At 63.4% G+C, this 19336-nt stretch carries 19 protein-coding genes and 1 pseudogene; 11 read left to right on the forward strand and 9 right to left on the reverse strand.

All coding sequences use genetic code 11. The features are described 5' to 3' along the window. Positions 1–86 precede the first annotated feature (86 nt). Both ACN0TK_RS01065 and ACN0TK_RS01070 read left to right on the forward strand, forming a co-directional pair. Complete coding sequence (locus ACN0TK_RS01065; protein WP_417307579.1) at positions 87–614, forward strand: MbcA/ParS/Xre antitoxin family protein; 528 nt, start codon at positions 87–89, stop codon at positions 612–614. After that, positions 614–1267, forward strand: a complete 654-nt coding sequence (locus ACN0TK_RS01070) for an RES family NAD+ phosphorylase (RefSeq protein WP_417307580.1) — start codon at positions 614–616, stop codon at positions 1265–1267. The genes ACN0TK_RS01065 and ACN0TK_RS01070 overlap by 1 nt, the downstream gene beginning before the upstream one ends. Positions 1268–1325: 58 nt before the next feature. Here ACN0TK_RS01070 and ACN0TK_RS01075 read toward each other — a convergent pair whose 3' ends face one another. Continuing rightward, complete coding sequence (locus ACN0TK_RS01075) at positions 1326–2522, reverse strand: ABC transporter substrate-binding protein (RefSeq protein ID WP_417307581.1); 1197 nt, start codon at positions 2520–2522, stop codon at positions 1326–1328. A gap of 249 nt (positions 2523–2771) precedes the next feature. Between ACN0TK_RS01075 and ACN0TK_RS01080 the strand changes: the two genes are divergently transcribed. From ACN0TK_RS01080 to pyc, 7 genes are all read left to right on the forward strand, one after another. Next, the gene (locus ACN0TK_RS01080) at positions 2772–3836 is read left to right on the forward strand and encodes a glycine betaine ABC transporter substrate-binding protein (protein ID WP_417307582.1); all 1065 of its coding nucleotides are present in this window, start codon (positions 2772–2774) and stop codon (positions 3834–3836) included. Between the two features lie 253 nt (positions 3837–4089). Further along, a complete protein-coding gene (locus ACN0TK_RS01085) occupies positions 4090–5109 on the forward strand; it encodes a glycine betaine ABC transporter substrate-binding protein (RefSeq protein WP_417307583.1) in 1020 nt (339 codons plus the stop codon). 136 nt (positions 5110–5245) lie between these two features. Beyond that, positions 5246–6118, forward strand: a complete 873-nt coding sequence (locus tag ACN0TK_RS01090) for an ABC transporter permease (RefSeq protein ID WP_417307584.1) — start codon at positions 5246–5248, stop codon at positions 6116–6118. Further along, positions 6115–7179 (forward strand): quaternary amine ABC transporter ATP-binding protein, encoded by a 1065-nt coding sequence (locus ACN0TK_RS01095; protein WP_417307585.1) that lies wholly within the window; start codon positions 6115–6117, stop codon positions 7177–7179. The genes ACN0TK_RS01090 and ACN0TK_RS01095 overlap by 4 nt, the downstream gene beginning before the upstream one ends. 202 nt (positions 7180–7381) lie before the next feature. Continuing rightward, complete coding sequence (locus ACN0TK_RS01100) at positions 7382–8869, forward strand: putative bifunctional diguanylate cyclase/phosphodiesterase (RefSeq protein WP_417307762.1); 1488 nt, start codon at positions 7382–7384, stop codon at positions 8867–8869. Between the two features lie 84 nt (positions 8870–8953). Next, positions 8954–9364 carry a TIGR01244 family sulfur transferase gene (locus ACN0TK_RS01105; RefSeq protein WP_417307763.1) on the forward strand — a complete coding sequence of 137 codons (411 nt, stop codon included), beginning with the start codon at positions 8954–8956 and terminating at the stop codon, positions 9362–9364. A gap of 84 nt (positions 9365–9448) precedes the next feature. Further along, positions 9449–12889 (forward strand): pyruvate carboxylase, encoded by a 3441-nt coding sequence (pyc, locus tag ACN0TK_RS01110; RefSeq protein WP_417307586.1) that lies wholly within the window; start codon positions 9449–9451, stop codon positions 12887–12889. A 7-nt stretch (positions 12890–12896) separates the two neighbouring features. On the opposite strand, the gene ACN0TK_RS01115 is transcribed toward pyc, so the two are convergent. The 4 genes and pseudogenes from ACN0TK_RS01115 to ACN0TK_RS01130 form a co-directional block, all read right to left on the reverse strand. Further along, entirely contained in the window at positions 12897–13319 is a 423-nt protein-coding gene (locus ACN0TK_RS01115; protein WP_417307587.1) for an EVE domain-containing protein, read from the reverse strand. A 64-nt stretch (positions 13320–13383) separates the two neighbouring features. Further along, positions 13384–13587 (reverse strand): annotated as a pseudogene (locus ACN0TK_RS01120) (SRPBCC family protein); the annotation flags it as partial. Positions 13588–13602: 15 nt separating this feature from the next. Continuing rightward, positions 13603–14031 (reverse strand): YkvA family protein, encoded by a 429-nt coding sequence (locus ACN0TK_RS01125; protein ID WP_417307588.1) that lies wholly within the window; start codon positions 14029–14031, stop codon positions 13603–13605. A 90-nt stretch (positions 14032–14121) separates the two neighbouring features. Then, complete coding sequence (locus ACN0TK_RS01130; RefSeq protein WP_417307589.1) at positions 14122–14331, reverse strand: DUF4287 domain-containing protein; 210 nt, start codon at positions 14329–14331, stop codon at positions 14122–14124. A 78-nt stretch (positions 14332–14409) separates the two neighbouring features. On the opposite strand from ACN0TK_RS01130, the gene ispG reads away from it, so the two are divergent. Continuing rightward, complete coding sequence (ispG, locus tag ACN0TK_RS01135; protein ID WP_417307590.1) at positions 14410–15651, forward strand: flavodoxin-dependent (E)-4-hydroxy-3-methylbut-2-enyl-diphosphate synthase; 1242 nt, start codon at positions 14410–14412, stop codon at positions 15649–15651. Positions 15652–15743: 92 nt separating this feature from the next. Here the strand turns inward: ispG and ACN0TK_RS01140 are convergent, their stop codons facing one another. From ACN0TK_RS01140 to ACN0TK_RS01155, 4 genes are all read right to left on the reverse strand, one after another. After that, positions 15744–16763 (reverse strand): TerC family protein, encoded by a 1020-nt coding sequence (locus ACN0TK_RS01140; RefSeq protein WP_417307591.1) that lies wholly within the window; start codon positions 16761–16763, stop codon positions 15744–15746. A 230-nt stretch (positions 16764–16993) separates the two neighbouring features. Further along, entirely contained in the window at positions 16994–17410 is a 417-nt protein-coding gene (locus tag ACN0TK_RS01145; protein ID WP_417307592.1) for a hypothetical protein, read from the reverse strand. Beyond that, complete coding sequence (locus ACN0TK_RS01150) at positions 17407–17874, reverse strand: YbaK/EbsC family protein (protein ID WP_417307593.1); 468 nt, start codon at positions 17872–17874, stop codon at positions 17407–17409. Before ACN0TK_RS01150 ends, ACN0TK_RS01145 begins: the two co-directional genes overlap by 4 nt. Before the next feature lie 42 nt (positions 17875–17916). Further along, positions 17917–18543: an MOSC domain-containing protein gene (locus ACN0TK_RS01155; RefSeq protein ID WP_417307594.1), complete on the reverse strand. Its 627-nt coding sequence runs from the start codon at positions 18541–18543 to the stop codon at positions 17917–17919. A 125-nt stretch (positions 18544–18668) separates the two neighbouring features. Here ACN0TK_RS01155 and ACN0TK_RS01160 point away from each other — a divergent pair, with 125 nt between their 5' ends. Continuing rightward, the gene (locus ACN0TK_RS01160) at positions 18669–19310 is read left to right on the forward strand and encodes an SH3 domain-containing protein (RefSeq protein WP_417307596.1); all 642 of its coding nucleotides are present in this window, start codon (positions 18669–18671) and stop codon (positions 19308–19310) included. Positions 19311–19336 lie beyond the last annotated feature (26 nt).

Here is a 19336-nt window from a genome sequence, read left to right on the forward strand (position 1 = left end):
CTTTTCAAGGTCATGGGCGGTAGTCGGTCTTGTATAATGTCCAGATATGGACTATGCGTCTATCTGGACAGCAGAAGGAGGGCGCCATGGCCGGGTTTCCCGAGCGACAGCAGACGCCAGTCACGGGTACGCCTACGCAGCTTGATGCCAGCCGGTTTGCGCCGGATAGCCGGCGGCGGCTGAGCGGGCCGGCGCTGCGTACCTTTCTTGCCATTGCCGATCTGTGGCGATTGAACGAAGAACAGCGACGGCTGGTGCTGGGCTACCCGTCGCGTTCGACCTTTCACAACTGGGCCAAGCTGGCCCGCGAGCACCGGGAGATCACGCTCGATGTCGACACGCTGACGCGGCTGTCGGCGGTGTTCGGCATCCATCAGGCGCTGGGCGTGCTGCATGCCGAGGAGGCCGAGGGGATCACCTGGCTGCGTGGTCCGCATGCGGCGCCGCTGTTCGGCGGGCAGCCGCCGCTGGCGCTGGTGGTTTCGGGGACTCTCGACGGGTTGCTGCAGGTGCGACGCTTCCTCGATGCGGCGCGCGGCGGGCTCTACATGGCGCCCAATGCCGCCGACGCCGATTTCACCCCCTATGGAGACGACGACCTGGTGTTCAGCTGATGGCACTGGTTGCGCCGCCGCATCCGAGCTATCGGCTGATCCCGTCACGCTTCCCGCCGGTCGGCCTGTTCGACACGGTGGCGACCGCCGCCGATCTGCCGGCTGCGATGGAACTGGCCGGGTGGACCAATGATCGGCTGGTGCCGGAGCGGTTGGCCCGGCTGCCACAAGACGAGTGGGTGCATGGCCGTGCCAATAGTTCGATCATCCTCGCCGCGTTCCTGCATGTGGCGCCGGGCGGCGGACGGTTCAACGGGCCGGACCTCGGCGCCTGGTATGCAGCCGACACGCTGTCGACGGCAATGGCGGAGGTAGGGCATCATCTGCGGCGCGAGGCAGTGGCGCGGGACGTGGCAACGATCACGCGGACCTACCGGGCCTATAGCGCGCGGCTGGCGGGGCAGTTCGTCGATGTCCGCGACCAGCCCAGCCTGTACGATCCGGCGGACTATGCGGTCAGCCAGAGTTTTGGAGAGCGACAGCGCGCCGAGGGGCAAGATGGCATCGTGTTCAACAGCGTGCGTCGGGCCGGTGGGGTGAACGCGGTCGCGTTTCGTCCCAGCAAGGTGCTGGAGGTGGTGCAGGCGGCGCACTACAACATCACCGTGTCACGCGATGTCCGGCGGATCACGGTTTCTCAGGTGCGCGGCTGAAACGGAAAAGGCCCGGGCAATGCCCGGGCCTTCGCAGTTCACATGGTGTCGATGAGGCTTATTGCACCGGGCCGACTTCGGTGAAGGCGCCGTCCTTATAGTCGACCTCGACGATGATGCCGTCGACGTCGCCGGCCTCGTCAAAGTCGAGCGGACCGCCCGCACCTTCGTAATCGATGTCGGTGCCAGCTGCGATCAGCTCCTTGGCCTTCTCCCACTCGCCCGGGAGGATCTTCTCGCCCGGAGCAGAGGCGACTTCACGCAGCGCGGCCGACAGGCCTTCGCGATCGGTCGAGCCGTTCTTTTCGACAGCCAGCGCCAGGAGGAAGCCGGCATCGTACGCCTGCGGCGCATAGGTCGCAGCCGGGTCGTTACCGGCATCGGTGGCCAGCGAGACATAGGCGTCGGCTGAAGCACCTTCGTAGGCACCGGCGCGGGTGGCGATGAAGTTATCGATATTGGCGCCGGAGATGGCGTCGCCAATCATGCCGTCACCGCCGATATAGGTGGTGAAGTTGCCGCTTTCGTTGGCCTGCTGCAGGATGGTCAGGCCCGAACCCGAGATATAGGCCAGAACGACGAGGTTCTGCGAACCGGCAGCAGCCAGCTGGCCGAGTTCGGCGCGGTAGTCGGCCTTGCCGTCTTCATGAGCGACGTTGGCGGTCACGGTGCCGCCGTTCTCGGCGAAGCGCTCGGCGAACACGTCGGCGAGGCCCTTGCCGTAGTCGTTGTTGACGTAGGTCAGCGCGACATCGGTGATGCCCTTTTGGCTCAGCAGGTCGGCCAGCTTGACGCCCTGGAAGGCATCGGACGGCGTGGTGCGGAACAGCAGGTCATTGTCCTCGACGGTGGTGACGGCCGGGGCCGAAGCCGACGGCGAGATCATCACCACATTGCCGGGGATGCCGGCGGCAGTGGCCGCACCAATGGTGGCGCCGGTGCAGAAGGCACCCATGATGGCGGTCACCTGATCGGTGTTGACCAGCTTGTCAGCTGCGGGGCCGGCGACGGAGGGGTCGCAGGCGCTGTCGCCGGTGACGGAGACGATCTGTCCGCCATCGAGAATGCCGCCCTGGTCATTGACGTGGTCGAAGGCGAGCTGTGCGCCGGCAACGATCGGCGGCGCCAGGCTTTCGATCGGGCCGGTCAGGTCGGCGAGGATGCCGAGCTTCACGTCTTCGGCAAGCGCCGGCACCGCCACGCTGAATACGGCTGCGGCGGTTGCCAGGCCGATAATGGTCTTGTTCTTGGTCATGGTGTCCCTCTCGACAGGTTATGCGCCCCAGTGCTTTTCCAGCACTCTTTAAAAGAGAACGCATAACTACAATTCGGGGGCGCCTAGACGCCCCGCTGGGGCGCGATATTGCATGTTTGCCGCGCCAGAGTCACCCCCACTCACAAGCTGAGGAGCGCGATTGCGGTCGGGTTGTGCGTTCGGGTTCTGCATGGGAAACAGACGGTAAAGGGACCCGGCGCCGCGCCGGATCAGCGGAGGGATGCCGAGATGCCGAATTGGCTGCGCCATGTTGTAGTTGCCCTCGTTCTGGCGTCGATGCCGCCCGCCACCGCCCAGGAAGCGGACGGCGAGTCTTCGATCGTCGAACTCGACGCCAGCGATGGCGCGGAAGCGGGCGAGGCACCAGCACCCCCGACGCCGTGCGGCACGCAGCAGTTGAGCATTGCCAGGATGGGTTGGCCGTCCGCTGCGTTGCTGGCGGAAATTCACGAGCGGGTTTTGACTGCGCAATACCAGTGCAATGTCGTGCTGCAGGAAGGCGATCTCGCTGCCACGGGCTCTTCCATGGGCGCGAGCGGGCAGCCGGGCGTAGCGCCGGAGCTGTGGGTGGCGCGGATTGCCGATATCTGGAACGCGGCGATGCAGGGCCAGCAGGTGCGCCAGGCGGGAGTCAGCTATGACGAGCCGGTGTTCGAGGGCTGGTTCGTGCCCGACTATGCCGTCGAGCGTTGGCCCGACCTGACGACGATCGAAGGGCTCAAGGCGCATGCCGCCGAGTTCGCGGAAGACGGCGAAAAGCCTCGCTTCATTTCCTGTCCGCTCGATTGGGGCTGCGCGCTGGTCAACCGCAATCTGCTGCGCGCCTACGAGCTGGACGGCCTGTTCGAGGTCGTGGCACCTGCCAACCGGTTCGAGATGGACACGCTGATCGCCGAAGCGGTGGGGCGGCAGCAGCCGATACTTTTCTATTACTGGCGGCCGAACGCCATCCTGTCGCAGTTCGCCTTTCAGCCGGTGACGCTGGCGGGCTACGATGCCGACGCCTTTGCCTGCCTCGGGCGGGCGATCTGCCCCTCGCCGCAGCCGACCGGCTTCGCACCCGATCCTGTGATCGTCGCTCTGGCCGAGTGGGTCTATGTCAACGCGCCGCAGGTGGCGACCTATTTCGGCCGCGCCCGCATGCCGTTCGCCGAGATGAACCAGATGCTGCAGCAACTCGGCGAGACGGGGGAAACGGTCGAGAGTGTTGCCGACCGGTTCGTCGCCGAGCGTGGTGAGATCTGGCGTCCCTGGGTCGGCCTGCCCCCCGAGGAGCCGAGCGCGCAGGACTAAGCGCGCGTTCGACTTTCGGTCACGGAGCAATCATAAGTTTCCAACAAGCAAATCTGCAGGCGAATATTTTACCTCAAAGCGCTTCGGATTAAGTACATGCGAGAAAACTGAAACTATATGACTATTACTTGTATTACGCTGTTGTGATCACTTTTTTAAGCGATACTGCTTAAGCTTAGCCGGAATCGGTTTGACCTCTCCGTCTCGCTGCGTTAGATAGCCGCTCCTTCATAGGATATACGGAGAATAATGCATGCAGACCATTTGGAAGGGCGCGCTGGCCGCGGCCGGGTTCTCGCTCATCGCCGCAGCAAGCCTGCCTGTTCAGGCACAGGATACCAACACTTGCGGTACGGACCGCACGATCGATATCGCCGAGATGACGTGGCCTTCGGCTGCGGCGCTGGCGCATATCCACGCAACCATTCTCGAGGCGGGCTTCGGCTGTGACGTTGAGATCGTCACGGGCGACACCGTGCCGACCTCCAGCTCCATGCTGTCGCGCGGCACACCTGCCGTTGCACCGGAGCTGTGGACCAGCGCCATTCAGGACCAGTGGGAAAAGGGCATCGAGGACGGTGAAGTCGTCGAGCTCACGAAGGCCATCAGCGATGGCACCATCGAAGGCTGGTTCATCCCGAAGTACGTGCAGGACGCACATCCCGAGCTGAAGACGGCCGAAGACGTGATCGCGCGTCCCGACCTGTTCCCGGATCCGGAAGATTCCAGCCAGGGGCGCCTGTATTCCTGCCCTCCGGGTTGGGCTTGCGAGCTGTCGACCTCGGCCCTGTTCGAGGCCTTCGACATGGAAGACACCTGGAACCTGTTCTCGCCGGGTTCGGGCGGTGCGCTTGATGCATCGATCGCGCGTGCTTTCACCCGCGAAGAGCCGATCCTGTTCTACTACTGGGGTCCGACCTCGATCCTCGGCAAGTATGACGCTGTGCAGCTCGACCTGGGCGAAACCAAGCCCGACGTCTATGCGTGCAACACCGACACCGATTGCACGGACGCACCGGCTGTGACGGCCTATCCGTCCTCGCCGGCCGTCGTTGGTGCCGCTGCCTGGATCGAAGAAGATGCGCCGGCAGTTGCCGACTACTTCACCAAGGTTGGCCTGACCAACAACCAGATCAGTGGCCTGCTGGTCTACGGCGACGAGAACAACGCCGACGCTGAAGAGACCGCCATGAACTTCCTCAAGACCGAGGAAGACGTGTGGACCCAGTGGGTGCCCGCCGATGTGGCCGAGAAGGTCAAGGCAGCTCTGTAAGAGCACGATTATCGTCATGCCCGGCCATCTGGCCGGGCAAGAATGAGCCCGGCCCTGGATGCTTATGCGTCCGGGGCCGAAGCCATAGGACATAGTCCCACATACCTGGTCTGGACCAGGGGGCACGAGGACCAACATGTTTCCTGAAATTTTTGATACAAAACCGCTGCGGCGTTCGATCGACGACGGCCTGAACTGGGTTGTGAAGAACTGGGGCGACGAATTCGAGGCTGCGGCCTCGCCACTGTTGTGGCTACTCAACTCTATCGAAGACCTGCTTATCGCTACCCCATGGTGGCTGTTCACGATCATTCTGGTCGGTATCGCCTGGCTGGCGACGCGCCGCTGGCAGATGCCGGTCGTCGTCCTGGTCGGTCTGCTGTTCCTGGGGGTCATGGACCTTTGGGAAGACGCGATGACGACCACCGCGTTGATGATCACGGCGACGCTGACCGCCATCGTCATTTCCATTCCGGTGGGCGTTTGGATGTCTCGGGCAAAGCCGGTGCGGCAGACGGTTACGCCGGTGCTCGATCTGATGCAGACGATGCCCAGCTTTGTTTATCTCATTCCAACGGTGATGATCTTCGGACCGGGCAAGATCCCGGCGCTGATCGCCACCATCATCTATGCGGCGCCGCCGCTCGTGCGACTCACGGACCTAGGCCTGCGCTCGGTCGATCCGGCCGTCATGGAGGCTTCGCGTGCCTTCGGCACGACGCCCAGCCAGCGGCTGTTCGGGGTGCAGATCCCGCTGTCGCTGCCGACGATTCTGGCGGGCGTCAACCAGACGACCATGATGGCGCTGGCCATGGTGGTGATCGCCTCGATGATCGGTGCCGGCGGACTTGGGTATCAGGTGCTGCAGGGCATCGGCCGGCTCGAGGTGAGCCGCGGATTGTTCGCGGGTCTCGGCATCGTCGTTCTGGCGATCATCTTCGACCGCATCACCCAATCGTTCGGTAAACAGCTTCAGGCCCGTATCGGTCTGGCGGAGGCGCGCACATGACCGAGACTATCGCCGAAAACGACATCGCCATCCGCATGAAGGGCGTCACCAAGATCTTTGGTGACGACTCCGAGCGCGCGATGGAACTGCTGCGCAGTGGCAAGTCGAAGAACGAGGTACAGGCCGAAACGGGCTGTGTGGTCGGGCTCGACAATGTCTCGCTCGATATCGCCCGCGGCCAGATCTACGTGGTCATGGGCCTGTCGGGCTCGGGCAAGTCGACGCTGATCCGTCACGTCAACCGGCTGATCGACCCGACGGCCGGGGAGATTATCGTCGATGGCTCGGATGTCATGCAGATGACCCTGCCCGAACTGCGCGTCTATCGCCGTCAGACGGTGGCGATGGTGTTCCAGAAGTTTGGCCTGCTGCCGCACCGCTCGGTTCTCGACAACGTCGCCTACGGGCTGGAAGTCCGCGGCGTCGACAAGGCCGAGCGGCTTGCGACTGCCGAGAAGTGGATCGAGACTGTCGGGCTGAAAGGCTATGAGAACAGCCAGCCGCGTCAGCTCTCCGGTGGCCAGCAACAGCGTGTGGGTCTCGCCCGGGCGCTGGCTCTGGATACCGACATCCTGCTGATGGACGAGGCCTTCTCGGCGCTCGATCCGCTGATCCGCTCCGGCATGCAGGACCAGTTGATCGAGCTGCAAAAGAGCCTCGGCAAGACCATCCTGTTCATCACCCATGACTTCGATGAAGCGCTGAAGATCGGCGACCGCATCGCGGTGCTCAAGGATGGTGCGGTGCAGCAGGAGGGCAAGCCCGAAGAGATCGTGCTGAAGCCTGCGAACGAACACATCGAAGAGTTCGTGCGCGACGTGAACAAGGCGCGGGCCATCCATGTGCGTTCGATCATGGAGAAGGGCGCGTTCGAGCCCTGCGAAGTGGCTGTGCAGGATACGGCGCGGTGCGAGGATGTGCTGCCGCTGTTCGCCGATCACAAACTGGTCGGTGTACACAATGACGCCGGTGAGCAGATCGGTCGCATCACGGCTGCCGAAGTGATCCGGGCGCTGGCACGCCACCATTCGGTGGAAATTACGCATAGCGACGCAGCCTGACACGCAGTGATTGCCCAAAGCACGCGCCCGCCGGTCTCTCCGGCGGGCGTCTTCATTTATTAACGTGTTGGCATGATAACCTTGTCATATGGCGCGCCGGATCATTGCTCCGGTTAGGAAATGCAGGTGACCTTTGTGCCCTGTTTTCATCAAATTTCGACGACGGGGACGTGTTTTGGTTGACCGGCATTCTTTGCAGCAGGTGCTCCGCAGCCATCGGCTCGTCATTGGCGTCGGGCTGACGTTCATTGTGGCCGTGGCGCTGCTGAGTGCAGCTGCTGCGCTCGTTCCGGATCTGGTCGATGCTCAGGCCATCATGTGGGTCGGGGGCGCAGCAGGTCTGACGCTTATAGGTCTGCTGATCTGGAGCTATTTTCAGATGCGCAAGGAGCTGCAGGCCGCAGCTCACGCCCATGGCAGATTGATTGCAGCGTCAATGGTCGATGAGATGACGGGGGCCCAGACGCGGGCGGCCTTCCTAAAGGGGTTGCGCCAGCTGCTCGGCGGCACTCCGCAGCGTTTCGCCTATATGCAGATCGACATGGACAACCTGAAGGTGCTCAACGACAGCATGGGCCATTCTGCGGGCGACATGGCACTCGCGCATATGGTGAAGTCCCTGCAAACGCTGGTTCCCGAAGCGAAAATCGGGCGCCTGGGCGGTGATGAGTTTGGTATCATCGTGGCCGGCGATCACAATCACGAAGCGCTGCTGCGCCTCGGCCATCGCATGCTCGAACAGATCGGCAAGCCGATCAATGTGCACGGCCGGCCTGTGCGAATCTCCGGCACCATAGGCGTTGCCCGCGCGCCTGACGATGCGATTGGCGCGCACGAACTGCTCTCCAAGGCGGACCTGGCGCTCTACAAGGGCAAGCGCAGCGGTCGCGCCAAGGTCGTTGCCTTCGATTCGGAGCTGCTGGCAGACGAGCGGCACAAGCGTTTCATTGATCGCGAATTGCGCGCCGCCATTCTCACCAATGAGCTCGAACTGCACTATCAGCCGATCTTTTCGGCCGGCACGCTGCAGCCGGTCTCGCATGAGGCGCTGGTGCGCTGGTACCACCCGCTGCGCGGGTTGATCAGCCCGGGCGATTTCATCTCGATTGCCGAAGAGAGTGACCTGATCGACCTGCTCGGTCTGTGGGTGTTGCGGCGCGCCTGCATGGACCTGTCGCGGCTACGCACGCCGACCGTGGGGATCAATGTGTCGGTGATGCAGCTGCGGCGTCCGGAGTTTGCTGACCGGGTGCTCGAGGTGCTGGAAGAGACAGATGTGCAGCCCGATCAGATCGTGCTGGAAGTCACAGAATCTCTGCCGCTGGGTGGCGATTCCATCGAGATCGAGCAGATCCGCACCCTCAGGGAGCGTGGGGTCAAGATCGCCATCGACGATTTCGGGGCCGGTTATGCGAGCCTCAAATATCTTCGCAATTGCCCGTTCGACATCATCAAGATCGACCGCTCCTATACCCAGGACCTGCCGGACAGCCAGATTGACGGGTTGATCGTTGCGGCGATCTGCGAGATCGGCCGGGCGCTCGATGTCGAAATCATCGCTGAAGGCATCGAGACCGAGGCGCAACAGCGGTGTCTGCAGGCCGCCGGGGTCACGGCGCTGCAAGGCTATCTGCTGGCGCGGCCCGAGCGGCTGAGCTTTGCCAACCAGATCGCCGTCAGCGTCGCCTGACGACGCGCGCCGCCTTGCGTCCGTTCCGGCGCGATGGCTATAAAGGGGGCGATGTCATCTCGGTGAGGAGTGAGCGATTTGGACGTGAAGCGGATCAACGAACACGTCAGCGTGTCTCCGCAGATCAGCCCCGAGGATGTGGCCGCGATAAAGGCACAGGGGTTCGTCGCAATCATTAACAACAGGCCGGACGGCGAGTCGCCGGACCAGCCGGACAGTGCGACCATAGAGCAGGCGGCCGAGCAGGCCGGGCTTGCCTACCACTATATTCCGCTTGGGCGTGACGGGGTTTCGCCCGACATGGTCGAGCGGACAAAAGCGGTGCTCGAGGGGAGCGCCGGTCCCGTGTTCTGCTATTGCCGTTCGGGCACGCGCTCGACCACGCTGTGGGCTCTGGCCCAGGCGGGCGAGATGCCGGCCAGCGAGATCATCGCTGCGGCACAGAACGCAGGCTACGACATGTCCCATCTCGCGGGACACCTGAGCCGGAAATAGGCTTTCGCGCGTCGAAAGCCGCATCACTCTTGATCTCGTGCCCGCGCCGCGTGCGCGCGCCCCTCAATGCCGGGTCCCAACAAGATGCCAATCAAGAAAATTCTCGTCGCCAATCGCAGCGAAATCGCCATACGGGTGTTCCGGGCGGCCAATGAGCTGAATATCAAGACGGTCGCCTGCTATGCCGAAGAGGACAAGCTGGCACTGCACCGGTTCAAGGCCGACGAGGCCTATCTGATCGGCAAGGGCAAGGGGCCCGTGGAAGCCTATCTGCAGATCGACGAATATCTGCGGATCGCCAAGCTGTCGGGCGCAGATGCCATCCACCCCGGCTACGGGCTGCTGTCGGAGAGCCCTGAATTCGTCGATGCCTGCGAGGCGGCCGGGCTGATTTTCATCGGGCCGAAGGCGCAGACGATGCGCGATCTGGGCAACAAGGTCGCGGCGCGCAACATGGCGATCGCGTCCGATGTGCCGGTGGTGCCGGCAACCGAGCCGCTGCCCGACGATACCGACGCGATCAGGAAAATGGCGGAGGAGATCGGCTATCCGCTCATGCTCAAGGCGAGCTGGGGCGGTGGCGGACGCGGCATGCGCCGCATCATGGATGAGTCGACGCTGCTGGCTGAGGTTTCCGAAGGCAAGCGCGAGGCCAAGGCGGCGTTCGGCAAGGACGAGATGTATCTCGAAAAGCTGGTCGAGCGGGCGCGGCATGTCGAGGTGCAGCTGATCGGCGACGATCACGGCAATCTTGTGCATCTGTTCGAGCGCGACTGCTCGGTGCAGCGGCGTAACCAGAAGGTGGTGGAGCGGGCGCCCGCACCCTATCTCAGCGCCGAAGTGCGCAAGGACCTGACCGAAGCCGCGGTGCGGCTGGGCAAGGCGGCGAATTATCGTGGCGCCGGTACGGTCGAATTCCTGATGGATGCCGATACCGACAAATTCTATTTCATCGAGGTCAATCCGCGCATCCAGGTGGAGCATACCGTCACCGAGGAAGTGACCGGCATCGACATCGTCAAAGCGCAGATCCACGTGCTGGACGGTGCGGTGATCGGGACGCCGGAATCGGGTGTGCCGAAGCAGGAGGACATCCGGCTCAACGGCAATGCCATTCAGTGCCGGGTGACGACCGAGGATCCGGAACAGAATTTCATTCCCGACTACGGCCGCATCACCGCCTATCGCGGCGCGACCGGTTTCGGCGTGCGGCTCGATGGCGGCACGGCCTATTCGGGCGCGGTGATCACCCGCTATTACGATCCGCTGCTGGAAAAGGTGACCTGCTGGGCGCCGGGCGCCGACGAGGCCATCGCGCGGATGCACCGGGCGCTACGCGAGTTCCGCATTCGCGGCGTCGCGACCAATCTGGCGTTCCTCGAGAACATCATCACCCATCCCGATTTCGTCGAGAACCGCTATACGACGCGCTTCATCGACACGACGCCGGAGCTGTTCAATTTCCGGCCGCGCCGCGACCGTGCGACCAAACTTTTGAGCTATGTCGCCGATGTGACAGTGAACGGGCACCCCGAGGCACGCGACCGGCCGCGGCCGCCGGCCGATGCGGCAGCGCCGGTGGTGCCGGTGTTCCCGCCATTGAAACAGATCGATGGCAGTCGGCAGGTGCTGGAACGCGAAGGTCCGGGCGGACTGGCGCAGTGGATGAAGGACCAGAACCGGGTGCTGTTCACCGACACGACGATGCGCGATGCGCATCAGTCGCTGCTGGCGACGCGCATGCGCTCGTTCGATATCACCCGCATCGCCCAGGCCTATAGCCGGGGCCTGCCCGAGCTGTTCAGCCTCGAATGCTGGGGCGGCGCGACCTTCGATGTGTCGATGCGCTTTCTGAACGAGGATCCGTGGGAGCGGCTGGCGCAGGTGCGCGAGGGGGCGCCCAACATTCTGACCCAGATGCTGCTGCGTGGCTCGAACGGCGTCGGCTACACCAATTACCCCGACAATGTGGTGAAGTTCTTCGTCGCGCAGGCGGCCAAGGGCGGCGTCGATATCTTCCGCGTGTTCGATTGCCTCAACTGGGTCGAGAACATGCGGGTCTCGATGGACGCGGTGATCGAGGCCGACAAGGTCTGCGAGGGCGTCGTCTGCTACACCGGCGACATGCTCGACCCCGACCGGTCGAAATATGACCTCAAGTACTATGTGGCCGTCGCCAAGGAACTCGAGGCGGCCGGCGCGCATGTGCTCGGCCTCAAGGATATGGCCGGTCTGCTGAAGCCGGCAGCTGCCACCAAGCTGATCGCAACGCTGAAGGAAGAGATTGGCCTGCCGATACACCTCCATACCCATGACACCTCCGGCGCGGCTGCGGCGACGGTGCTGGCGGCAGTGGCGGCGGGCGTCGATGCTGTAGATGCGGCGATGGATGCGCTCAGCGGCACGACCAGTCAGCCGACGCTGGGCTCGCTGGTGGCGGCAATGGAAGACGGCGATCGTGATCCGGGGCTCGACGCCAAGGCGATCCGCCAGATCTCGTTCTACTGGGAGGCCGTGCGCACGCAGTATCGCGCCTTCGAGAGCGATCTGAAGGGCGGCGCCTCGGAAGTCTATCTGCACGAAATGCCGGGCGGCCAGTTCACCAATCTCAAGGAGCAGGCGCGCTCGCTGGGGCTCGAAACCCGCTGGCACGAGGTGGCGCAGACCTATGCCGACGTGAACCAGATGTTCGGTGACATCGTGAAGGTGACGCCGAGCTCGAAGGTGGTGGGTGACATGGCGCTGGCCATGGTCTCGGCCGGGATCACCCGCGCCGATGTCGAGGATCCGAACCGCGACATCGCCTTCCCGGATTCGGTGATCGGCTTCTTTGCGGGCGATCTGGGCCAGCCGCCGGGCGGCTTCCCCGAGGCGCTGCAGAAAAAGGTACTGAAGGGCCGTGAGCCGCTGACCGAGCGTCCGGGGTCCTATCTGAAGGATGTCGATCTCGAGGCCGAGCGCAAGAAGATCGCGGAAGAGGTTGGCCATGAGGTCGATGACTTCCGGCTCGCCTCCTATCTGATGTACCCCAAGGTCTATACCGACTTCGAAAAGACTCAGGATCTCTACGGGCCGTCAGAAGTGCTGCCGACACCGGTCTATTTCTACGGGCTGAACGAAGGCGACGAGCTGCTGGTCGATATCGAAAAGGGCAAGACGCTCGTTATCACCTATCAGGGCCGCGCGCCGACCAATGAGAAGGGCGAAGTGCGCGTGTTCTTCGATCTCAACGGTCAGCCGCGTACCGTGGTGGTGCCGGACCGGTTGAAAGCCGGCGACGTCGTGGCGCGCGCCAAGGCGGCGCCGGGCGATGCCAAACAGGTCGGGGCGCCGATGCCGGGGGTCATTTCCTCCCTCGCAATCAAGCAGGGGCAGAAGGTTTCGGCCGGTGACGTGCTGTGTTCGATCGAGGCGATGAAGATGGAAACCGCCATCCACGCGGAGACCGACGGCGTCGTGGCGGAAGTGACGGTGAAGCCGGGCGACCAGATCGACGCCAAGGACCTGCTGGTCCGCTTCGAGTGAACCGGTGTCAGACTTCCGCGCCCATGGCTTCGGCGATGGTGCGGAAGTCGGTTTCGCTGATTTCGAACAGGCCGAAGCGCATCTGATAACCCCAGTTGGTCTTGCCGCGGGTGAACTCCAGCGTGTCGAGCAGTGGCGCGATGGGCGTTTCGCGCGCCTTCGCAAAATCGACGTTTCGGCGCCAGGGCGTGAAATCGCCGCCCATCACGCCCTGGTAGAGGTCGTCGTCGCGGACCCGGCCGATCACGGTGAAGCTTTGCAGCCGGTCCTTGCCGCGAATGGTTTCGGCCGGGGAATAATAGACGACGCCGTCTCCCGCCCCGATGCGCTGCAGCGGCGCCTTCTTGCCGTGGTTCACCTGCATGAAGCCGCCCGCGCCGCCGCCCCGCGCGTGCTCCGCGGAAGCGACCGCAATCCAGTACTTCGTCATGGCCTGTCTCCTTGCTGGCAAGACAGGTCGCATGAACGGCTGTCAGTTTCCGGCAGCAGGCTGCCTATGCGAGGCGGCTGCGGGTCTCGCTCAGCGCCTCGACGGTCACCGTCATCAGGATGCCGGTGATGACCGCCCCATTGGCGTGGCCCTCGCCACCGATCCGGCCGACGAGCTTTTCGCCCTCGACGATTTCGAGGATCTGCATCTGCATGGGATAGGCGTTGCCCGCGCCATCGCGCATGGTGATTTCCTGCCGGCCGCCGGGGCGGAAATCCTGTTCTCAAGGCCTCAAGCAGACGCGCCGCCTGTGAGGGCGGCGGACGCGGAAATCTGAAGGAGTCGGGTCGGCGGCGCGCGCCGCCAGGGGCGATCGGCGGCGGCGGTAGCTGCCGTCGATGGTGCGGCTATCGCCGTGAGGCCGGTCTCGGGTCTCGGTATCGCGCTCCGTGTCGGCGGTCGCCTTGGCGCGCTGCGGCAGCATGCCGAAGATCCAGTTGACCAGCATGGGGACAATCACGAGATCATCGATCCAGCCCGCGAAGGGGATGAAATCGGGGATAATGTCGATCGGGAAAAGCAGATAGCCGGGGACGAGCAGCATCAGCGCCTTGAGATGCAGCGGCGTATCGGGGGCCATGAACGCTTTCCACAGCGCAACGAGTTCGCGCCGGAAGGTCATGAATCGGGTAATGAGCCAAAAGCTTTTCATGCAATAGAAATGGTGATGATGCCGAAAGGTTCAAGTCTTCGCCACAAATCTTGCTTCGGCACTTTGTCGGTTGCCGATATCGGCCGCGCTTCAGCGCAATCCGCCCCGCTCCTTGAGCAGTTTGACGATGGCCATGGCGTGGCCGTGCCCCAGGGCATAATCGGCTTTCAGCCAGTCGGTGATCTGCGTCGCCTTGGTGCCGGGCTGGGTGAAGCCCTTCTCGGTTGCGAGCCGAACAAATTCATCGGGGCTGACCCCGGTCTGCTTTTCGATATTGTCCAGATAGGCCTGAAACGACATGGCGCCCTCCACGGTCACACCAGCGTATCATTGCCATGACATCTTTGAAGGCTTATTTGCTGGTCACGAGGTGATGGCATGAGTTTGCTCGAGAGACGAAATTCCGTAGGCGTGAAGGTCGGTGGCGTTATGGTCGGCGGCGGCGCGCCGGTCGTCGTGCAGTCGATGACCAACACCGACACGGCCGACATCGAGTCGACGGTCCGCCAGGTGGCGCAGCTGTGGCGCGCCGGTTCCGAACTGGTGCGCATCACGGTCGATCGTGACGAGGCGGCGGCCGCGGTGCCGCATATCCGCGACCGGCTGGCCATGATGGGCATCAATGTGCCGCTGGTCGGCGACTTTCATTATATCGGGCACAAACTGCTGACCGATCATCCGGCCTGCGCCGAGGCGCTGGCCAAATACCGCATCAATCCGGGCAATGTCGGGTTCAAGGCCAAGCGTGACACGCAGTTCGCGACGCTGATCGAGCTGGCGCTGAAATATGACAAGCCGGTGCGGATCGGGGTCAACTGGGGCTCGCTCGACGAAGAGCTGCTGACCCGGCTGATGGACGAGAATTCGGCCTCTGCGACGCCCAAATCGGCGGCCGCAGTGCAGCGCGAGGCGATCATCCAGTCGGCGCTCGGCTCAGCCGCGCGGGCCGAGGAAATCGGCCTGGGGCGCGACCACATTCTGCTCTCCACCAAAGTGTCCGACGTCCAGAATCTGATCGCGGTCTATCAGGACCTCGCGGGGCGGTGTGACTATGCGCTGCATCTGGGGCTGACCGAGGCCGGCATGGGTTCGAAGGGCATTGTCGCCTCCTCGGCCGCCATGGGCATTCTGCTGCAGCAGGGGATTGGCGATACAATCCGCGTGTCGCTGACGCCCGAGCCGGGTGGCGACCGCACGCAGGAAGTACGGGTCGCGCAGGAATTGCTGCAGACCATGGGCTTCCGCCAGTTCCTGCCGGTGGTGGCGGCCTGCCCGGGTTGCGGGCGCACCACGTCGCAGACCTTCCAGGTGCTGGCAAAGGAAATCCAGGATCACCTCTCTTCGTCCATGCCGACGTGGAAGGAGCGCTATCCCGGCGTCGAAAACCTGTCCGTCGCGGTGATGGGCTGCATCGTCAATGGTCCGGGCGAGAGCAAGCACGCCAATATCGGCATTTCCCTGCCCGGCACGGGCGAAACCCCGGCCGCCCCGGTCTTCGTCGACGGCGAAAAGGTCGCGACGCTGCGCGGCGCCGACGTGGCGGACCAGTTCAAGGTGATGGTCGCCGACTATATCGAAAAGAAATACGGCTCGGAGCAGAACAGCGCCGCTGCGGAATAGCGCCGCCGCCGCTCACATCGCCGACCGACAACAAAAGGGCGCCCGACAGGCGCCCTTTCTCATTTGCTGTGCACCGCGGTGCAGGAGTCCGGTCAGGGCTCCAGCTGTCCGGTCTCCGGCTTCTCAACAGCGCTCTCGTCGGGCTCGTTGCGGGTCTTCCACAGCGAAAAGAGCACGCCGCCGACGAGAATGCCGAGGGTGACGATCAGCGAGAGCAGCGTGTCGATCTTGATACCCAGCGGCACGAGGAAAATCTTGATGCCCACCAGAACGAGGATGATCGCCAGCGAGACCTGCAGGTAGCGAAAGCGGTTCATGGCTGCTGCCAGCGCGAAGTACAGCGCGCGCAGGCCGAGAATGGCGAAGATGTTCGAGGTGTAGACGATGAAGGTGTCCTGGGTCACCGCGAAGACGGCAGGGACCGAGTCGACCGCAAAGATCAGATCCACCACTTCGACCATGATAAGCGCCACGGCCAGCGGCGTCAGCCAGGTGACGAGCTTGCCTGACTTTGGGTCAGGCTGTTTCACCGTGAAGGCGCGGCCCTGCAGCTCCGGCGTGATGCGGAAGTGTTTTCGCAGGAAACGGAACACCGGATTGTTCTCGATGTCCGGTTCCTCGTCCTTGTGCGAGAACATCCTGATACCGGTGAAGATCAGGAAGGCGCCGAAGCCGAACAGGATCCAGCTGAACTGGTAGACGAGGGCTGCGCCGACACCGATGAGGATGGCGCGGAAGGCGATGACGCCGAGAATGCCCCAGAACAGCACGCGGTGCTGATAGAGCCGGGGGATGCCGAGGAAGCCGAAGATGGTGGCGATGACGAACATGTTGTCCATCGCCAGCGACTGTTCGATCAGGTAGCCGGTGTAGAACTCCAGCCCGGCGGTGGGGCCGCGCTGCCACCAGACCCAGCCGCCGAAGGCGATGGCGATGACGACATAGAAGGCGTAGAGGCCCAGGCTTTCCTTGGCGCCGATCTCGTGTTCGTCGCGGTGCAGGATGCCGAGGTCGAAGACAAGCAGCCCGAGCACGATCGCGATGAACGCGACCCAGAAATAGACGGGTGTTCCGAGGAAATCGCCTGTGAGGGCTAATAGCAGCGTATCCATCGCCGGACCTTCTCCATGAAGTTTGGAGCAGTTCCGACATCACGCAGACACAACAGTCTGCGCCAGAGGGGCCCGGCACCGCGCGACAAACATGGCGTACGCAACAGCAATGTCAAGGCGGGACATGGTGGCGGGCCTCAGCCGACAAATGGCCCCGCGACGCGCTCGCTGGTGGCATTGACGCGCTATCGCTTATGGAAAGCGCCGACAGTGTCGGAACAATCGATACCCTATTTCGCCTGCCGTAAGCGCTTGGCACCAAGCAGGATCCGATAATCGGCTTCCTGCTGGAAACGGTCGAGTGGCCAGATCACGGGCTGGCCGATCCGATGACTGAGGTGGATGGCGCTGTGGGGTCCCATTGCAACCGCGAGATGCGCGCCCCATGCGTTCTTCTGCGGTGCGAAGAGCAGCAGATCGAGCGCGGTGTAAGGTTGCTCCACATGCTCGGTGTGCACTTTGTCGTCCCACAGGTTGCTCGACCGAAAAGGCGGCACCGCGTGTCCGAAATGCGCGAGCAGCGCATAGGCGAATAGCTGGCAATTGGCGCCATTGGACAGATCGTAGGGTTCTCGCTCCGGGATGGATGCAGCGACGTATCGCACGGTCCAGAACCGGGATGGGATGTCCGCTTTCGTCAGCGTCATTCCGGAATGTCGCAGGCATCGACCCAGCGATCGCCGCACAGTTCGGCGAGACGGGCCAGCGGCAGCCGCACCGAGGCGTGAGTGGAGCCGCCGGCGGGGATGAGCTCGTCGTAGATTTTCAGCGACTCGTCGCAATAGATGGTCAGCGGTGCGGGCAGCCCGAAGGGGCAGACGCCGCCGACCTGATGGCTGGTCAGGCGCAGCACGTCCTCGGCGCCCAGCATGCGCGGGCGGCCGCCGAAGGCCGCCTTCGCCTTGGCGTTCGACAGGCGCGCATCACCGCGGGTCACCAGCAGAAATTCCTCGCCGCCGACGCGGATCGCCAGGGTCTTGGCGATCTGTCCGGGCGCTACGCCATGTACTTCGGCGGCCAGCTGCACGGTCGCGGTGCTGGCTTCGGTAACGATGACGGAGAGGTCGGGCGCGCGCTCGGCAAGGTCGGACTGGACGGATTCAAGGCTCATGGTGGCTCCGGCAGGATCAGCAGCAGTTGGACGGGGCGCAGGCTAACTGGCCAGCCTGCGTTCATATTCAGCACGGGTCTTGTAATGGACCGGTGTCGCGAGCAGGCGCCGCATGGTGTCTTCGGGGACGTCGCGCTGGCCATCAAGGCTCATGTATTCGGCAACGGTGAAGCGTTCGCCGCCGAACGGGGTGTAAGTCACCTCCATGCCAGCCGCGACCTCACCTTCAGCGAGCACGCGCAGATAGGCGCCGGGCCGACCAGCCTGGTGAAAGCGCTTGGCGAAGGTCTTGTCGCCCATGTGACGGGCGAAGGTGTTGCAGGGCGTGCGGTGCGAAGTGACCTCCAGCAGCACGTTGCCGATGCCGATACGGTCGCCGACGGCCAGCGTGGTACCGTCAATTCCGTCAATGGTGAGGTTCTCGCCGAAGCTGCCGGGCGGCAGGTCGCGGCCCAGTTCGAGGCGCCACCAGTCATAGTCGGACTGCAGGTAGCAATAGACCGCCTGGTCCGGGCCGCCGTGGTGCTTGCGGTCGCAGATCGCGTCGCCGACCACACCGTCGGTTTCGATGCGCACCGGACCCGGTTGCGGATGCTTGTCGATCCCGGTCGTGCCGTTCCAGTTCGCAATTGGCCGGGCCTGCCCGATGTTCACTCCGATCAGCCGCATTTAGGTTTTCCCGTGCTCACAATGTGCCACCGCGACCGATAAAGTTCGGAACCCATGCGGTAGTGGGGACTTAGACTCGCCAGCGGGGTGCCTGACAAAGAAGAACAGAAAAGGAGGACGATGTCATGTCGTCGACCAAAACAATCGCGGCCGCAATGGCTATCACGGCGTTCGGCGCAACCGGTGCGCTCGCTGCCCAATCCACCACCACGCTCAATGTCCGGTCCGGCCCCAGCACGGGCTACAGCGTTGTCGATACGCTCTATGCCGGCGAGCAGGTCAACGTCGAACAGTGCCGCAGCAACGGCTGGTGCCAGATCACGCACCCTGGTCCTGATGGCTGGGTGTCTTCGCGCTATCTGACCAATGTCAACGAGGGCCGCAATCGCGATCGCAACCGACGCCGCGACCGCAATAACAACAACGAGCCCGACGTGAGCATCAGCTTCGGCGTGCCGGGCTTCTCGTTCTCGATCGGCAATGGCGGCGAGTTCCGTCAGCGTCCGGGCCGCTATGGCGGTCGGGTCTGCTTCTACAAGGACTACAATTACCGTGGCGACAGCTTCTGCGTCCGCCCGGGACAGCGTGACCGTTCGCTGAGCCGCTACTGGAACGACAGCATCTCGTCGATCCGCATTCGCGGCGATGCGCAGGTGCAGGTCTGTGAGGACTTCAACTACGGTGGCCGTTGTGCTGTGCTCGATCGCAGCCGTCCGGCGCTGCGCGGCCGGAACAACGACATCATCTCGTCCTATCGCGTGCGCTGATAGCGTCCAGACGATAGACCAGACAG

The sequence above is a fragment of the Devosia sp. genome (assembly GCF_048261455.1).
Lineage (GTDB): Bacteria > Pseudomonadota > Alphaproteobacteria > Rhizobiales > Devosiaceae > Devosia_A.

What these genes read in the sequence shown, in the direction of transcription:
- ACN0TK_RS01065 (WP_417307579.1), top strand. Translation starts at nt 87, where the DNA reads ATGGCCGGGTTTCCCGAGCGACAGCAGACGCCAGTCACGGGTACGCCT.
- ACN0TK_RS01070 (WP_417307580.1), top strand. Translation starts at nt 614, where the DNA reads ATGGCACTGGTTGCGCCGCCGCATCCGAGCTATCGGCTGATCCCGTCA.
- ACN0TK_RS01075 (WP_417307581.1), bottom strand. Translation starts at nt 2,522, where the DNA reads ATGACCAAGAACAAGACCATTATCGGCCTGGCAACCGCCGCAGCCGTA.
- ACN0TK_RS01080 (WP_417307582.1), top strand. Translation starts at nt 2,772, where the DNA reads ATGCCGAATTGGCTGCGCCATGTTGTAGTTGCCCTCGTTCTGGCGTCG.
- ACN0TK_RS01085 (WP_417307583.1), top strand. Translation starts at nt 4,090, where the DNA reads ATGCAGACCATTTGGAAGGGCGCGCTGGCCGCGGCCGGGTTCTCGCTC.
- ACN0TK_RS01090 (WP_417307584.1), top strand. Translation starts at nt 5,246, where the DNA reads ATGTTTCCTGAAATTTTTGATACAAAACCGCTGCGGCGTTCGATCGAC.
- ACN0TK_RS01095 (WP_417307585.1), top strand. Translation starts at nt 6,115, where the DNA reads ATGACCGAGACTATCGCCGAAAACGACATCGCCATCCGCATGAAGGGC.
- pyc (WP_417307586.1), top strand. Translation starts at nt 9,449, where the DNA reads ATGCCAATCAAGAAAATTCTCGTCGCCAATCGCAGCGAAATCGCCATA.
- ACN0TK_RS01115 (WP_417307587.1), bottom strand. Translation starts at nt 13,319, where the DNA reads ATGACGAAGTACTGGATTGCGGTCGCTTCCGCGGAGCACGCGCGGGGC.
- ACN0TK_RS01125 (WP_417307588.1), bottom strand. Translation starts at nt 14,031, where the DNA reads ATGAAAAGCTTTTGGCTCATTACCCGATTCATGACCTTCCGGCGCGAA.
- ACN0TK_RS01130 (WP_417307589.1), bottom strand. Translation starts at nt 14,331, where the DNA reads ATGTCGTTTCAGGCCTATCTGGACAATATCGAAAAGCAGACCGGGGTC.
- ispG (WP_417307590.1), top strand. Translation starts at nt 14,410, where the DNA reads ATGAGTTTGCTCGAGAGACGAAATTCCGTAGGCGTGAAGGTCGGTGGC.
- ACN0TK_RS01140 (WP_417307591.1), bottom strand. Translation starts at nt 16,763, where the DNA reads ATGGATACGCTGCTATTAGCCCTCACAGGCGATTTCCTCGGAACACCC.
- ACN0TK_RS01145 (WP_417307592.1), bottom strand. Translation starts at nt 17,410, where the DNA reads ATGACGCTGACGAAAGCGGACATCCCATCCCGGTTCTGGACCGTGCGA.
- ACN0TK_RS01150 (WP_417307593.1), bottom strand. Translation starts at nt 17,874, where the DNA reads ATGAGCCTTGAATCCGTCCAGTCCGACCTTGCCGAGCGCGCGCCCGAC.
- ACN0TK_RS01155 (WP_417307594.1), bottom strand. Translation starts at nt 18,543, where the DNA reads ATGCGGCTGATCGGAGTGAACATCGGGCAGGCCCGGCCAATTGCGAAC.
- ACN0TK_RS01160 (WP_417307596.1), top strand. Translation starts at nt 18,669, where the DNA reads ATGTCGTCGACCAAAACAATCGCGGCCGCAATGGCTATCACGGCGTTC.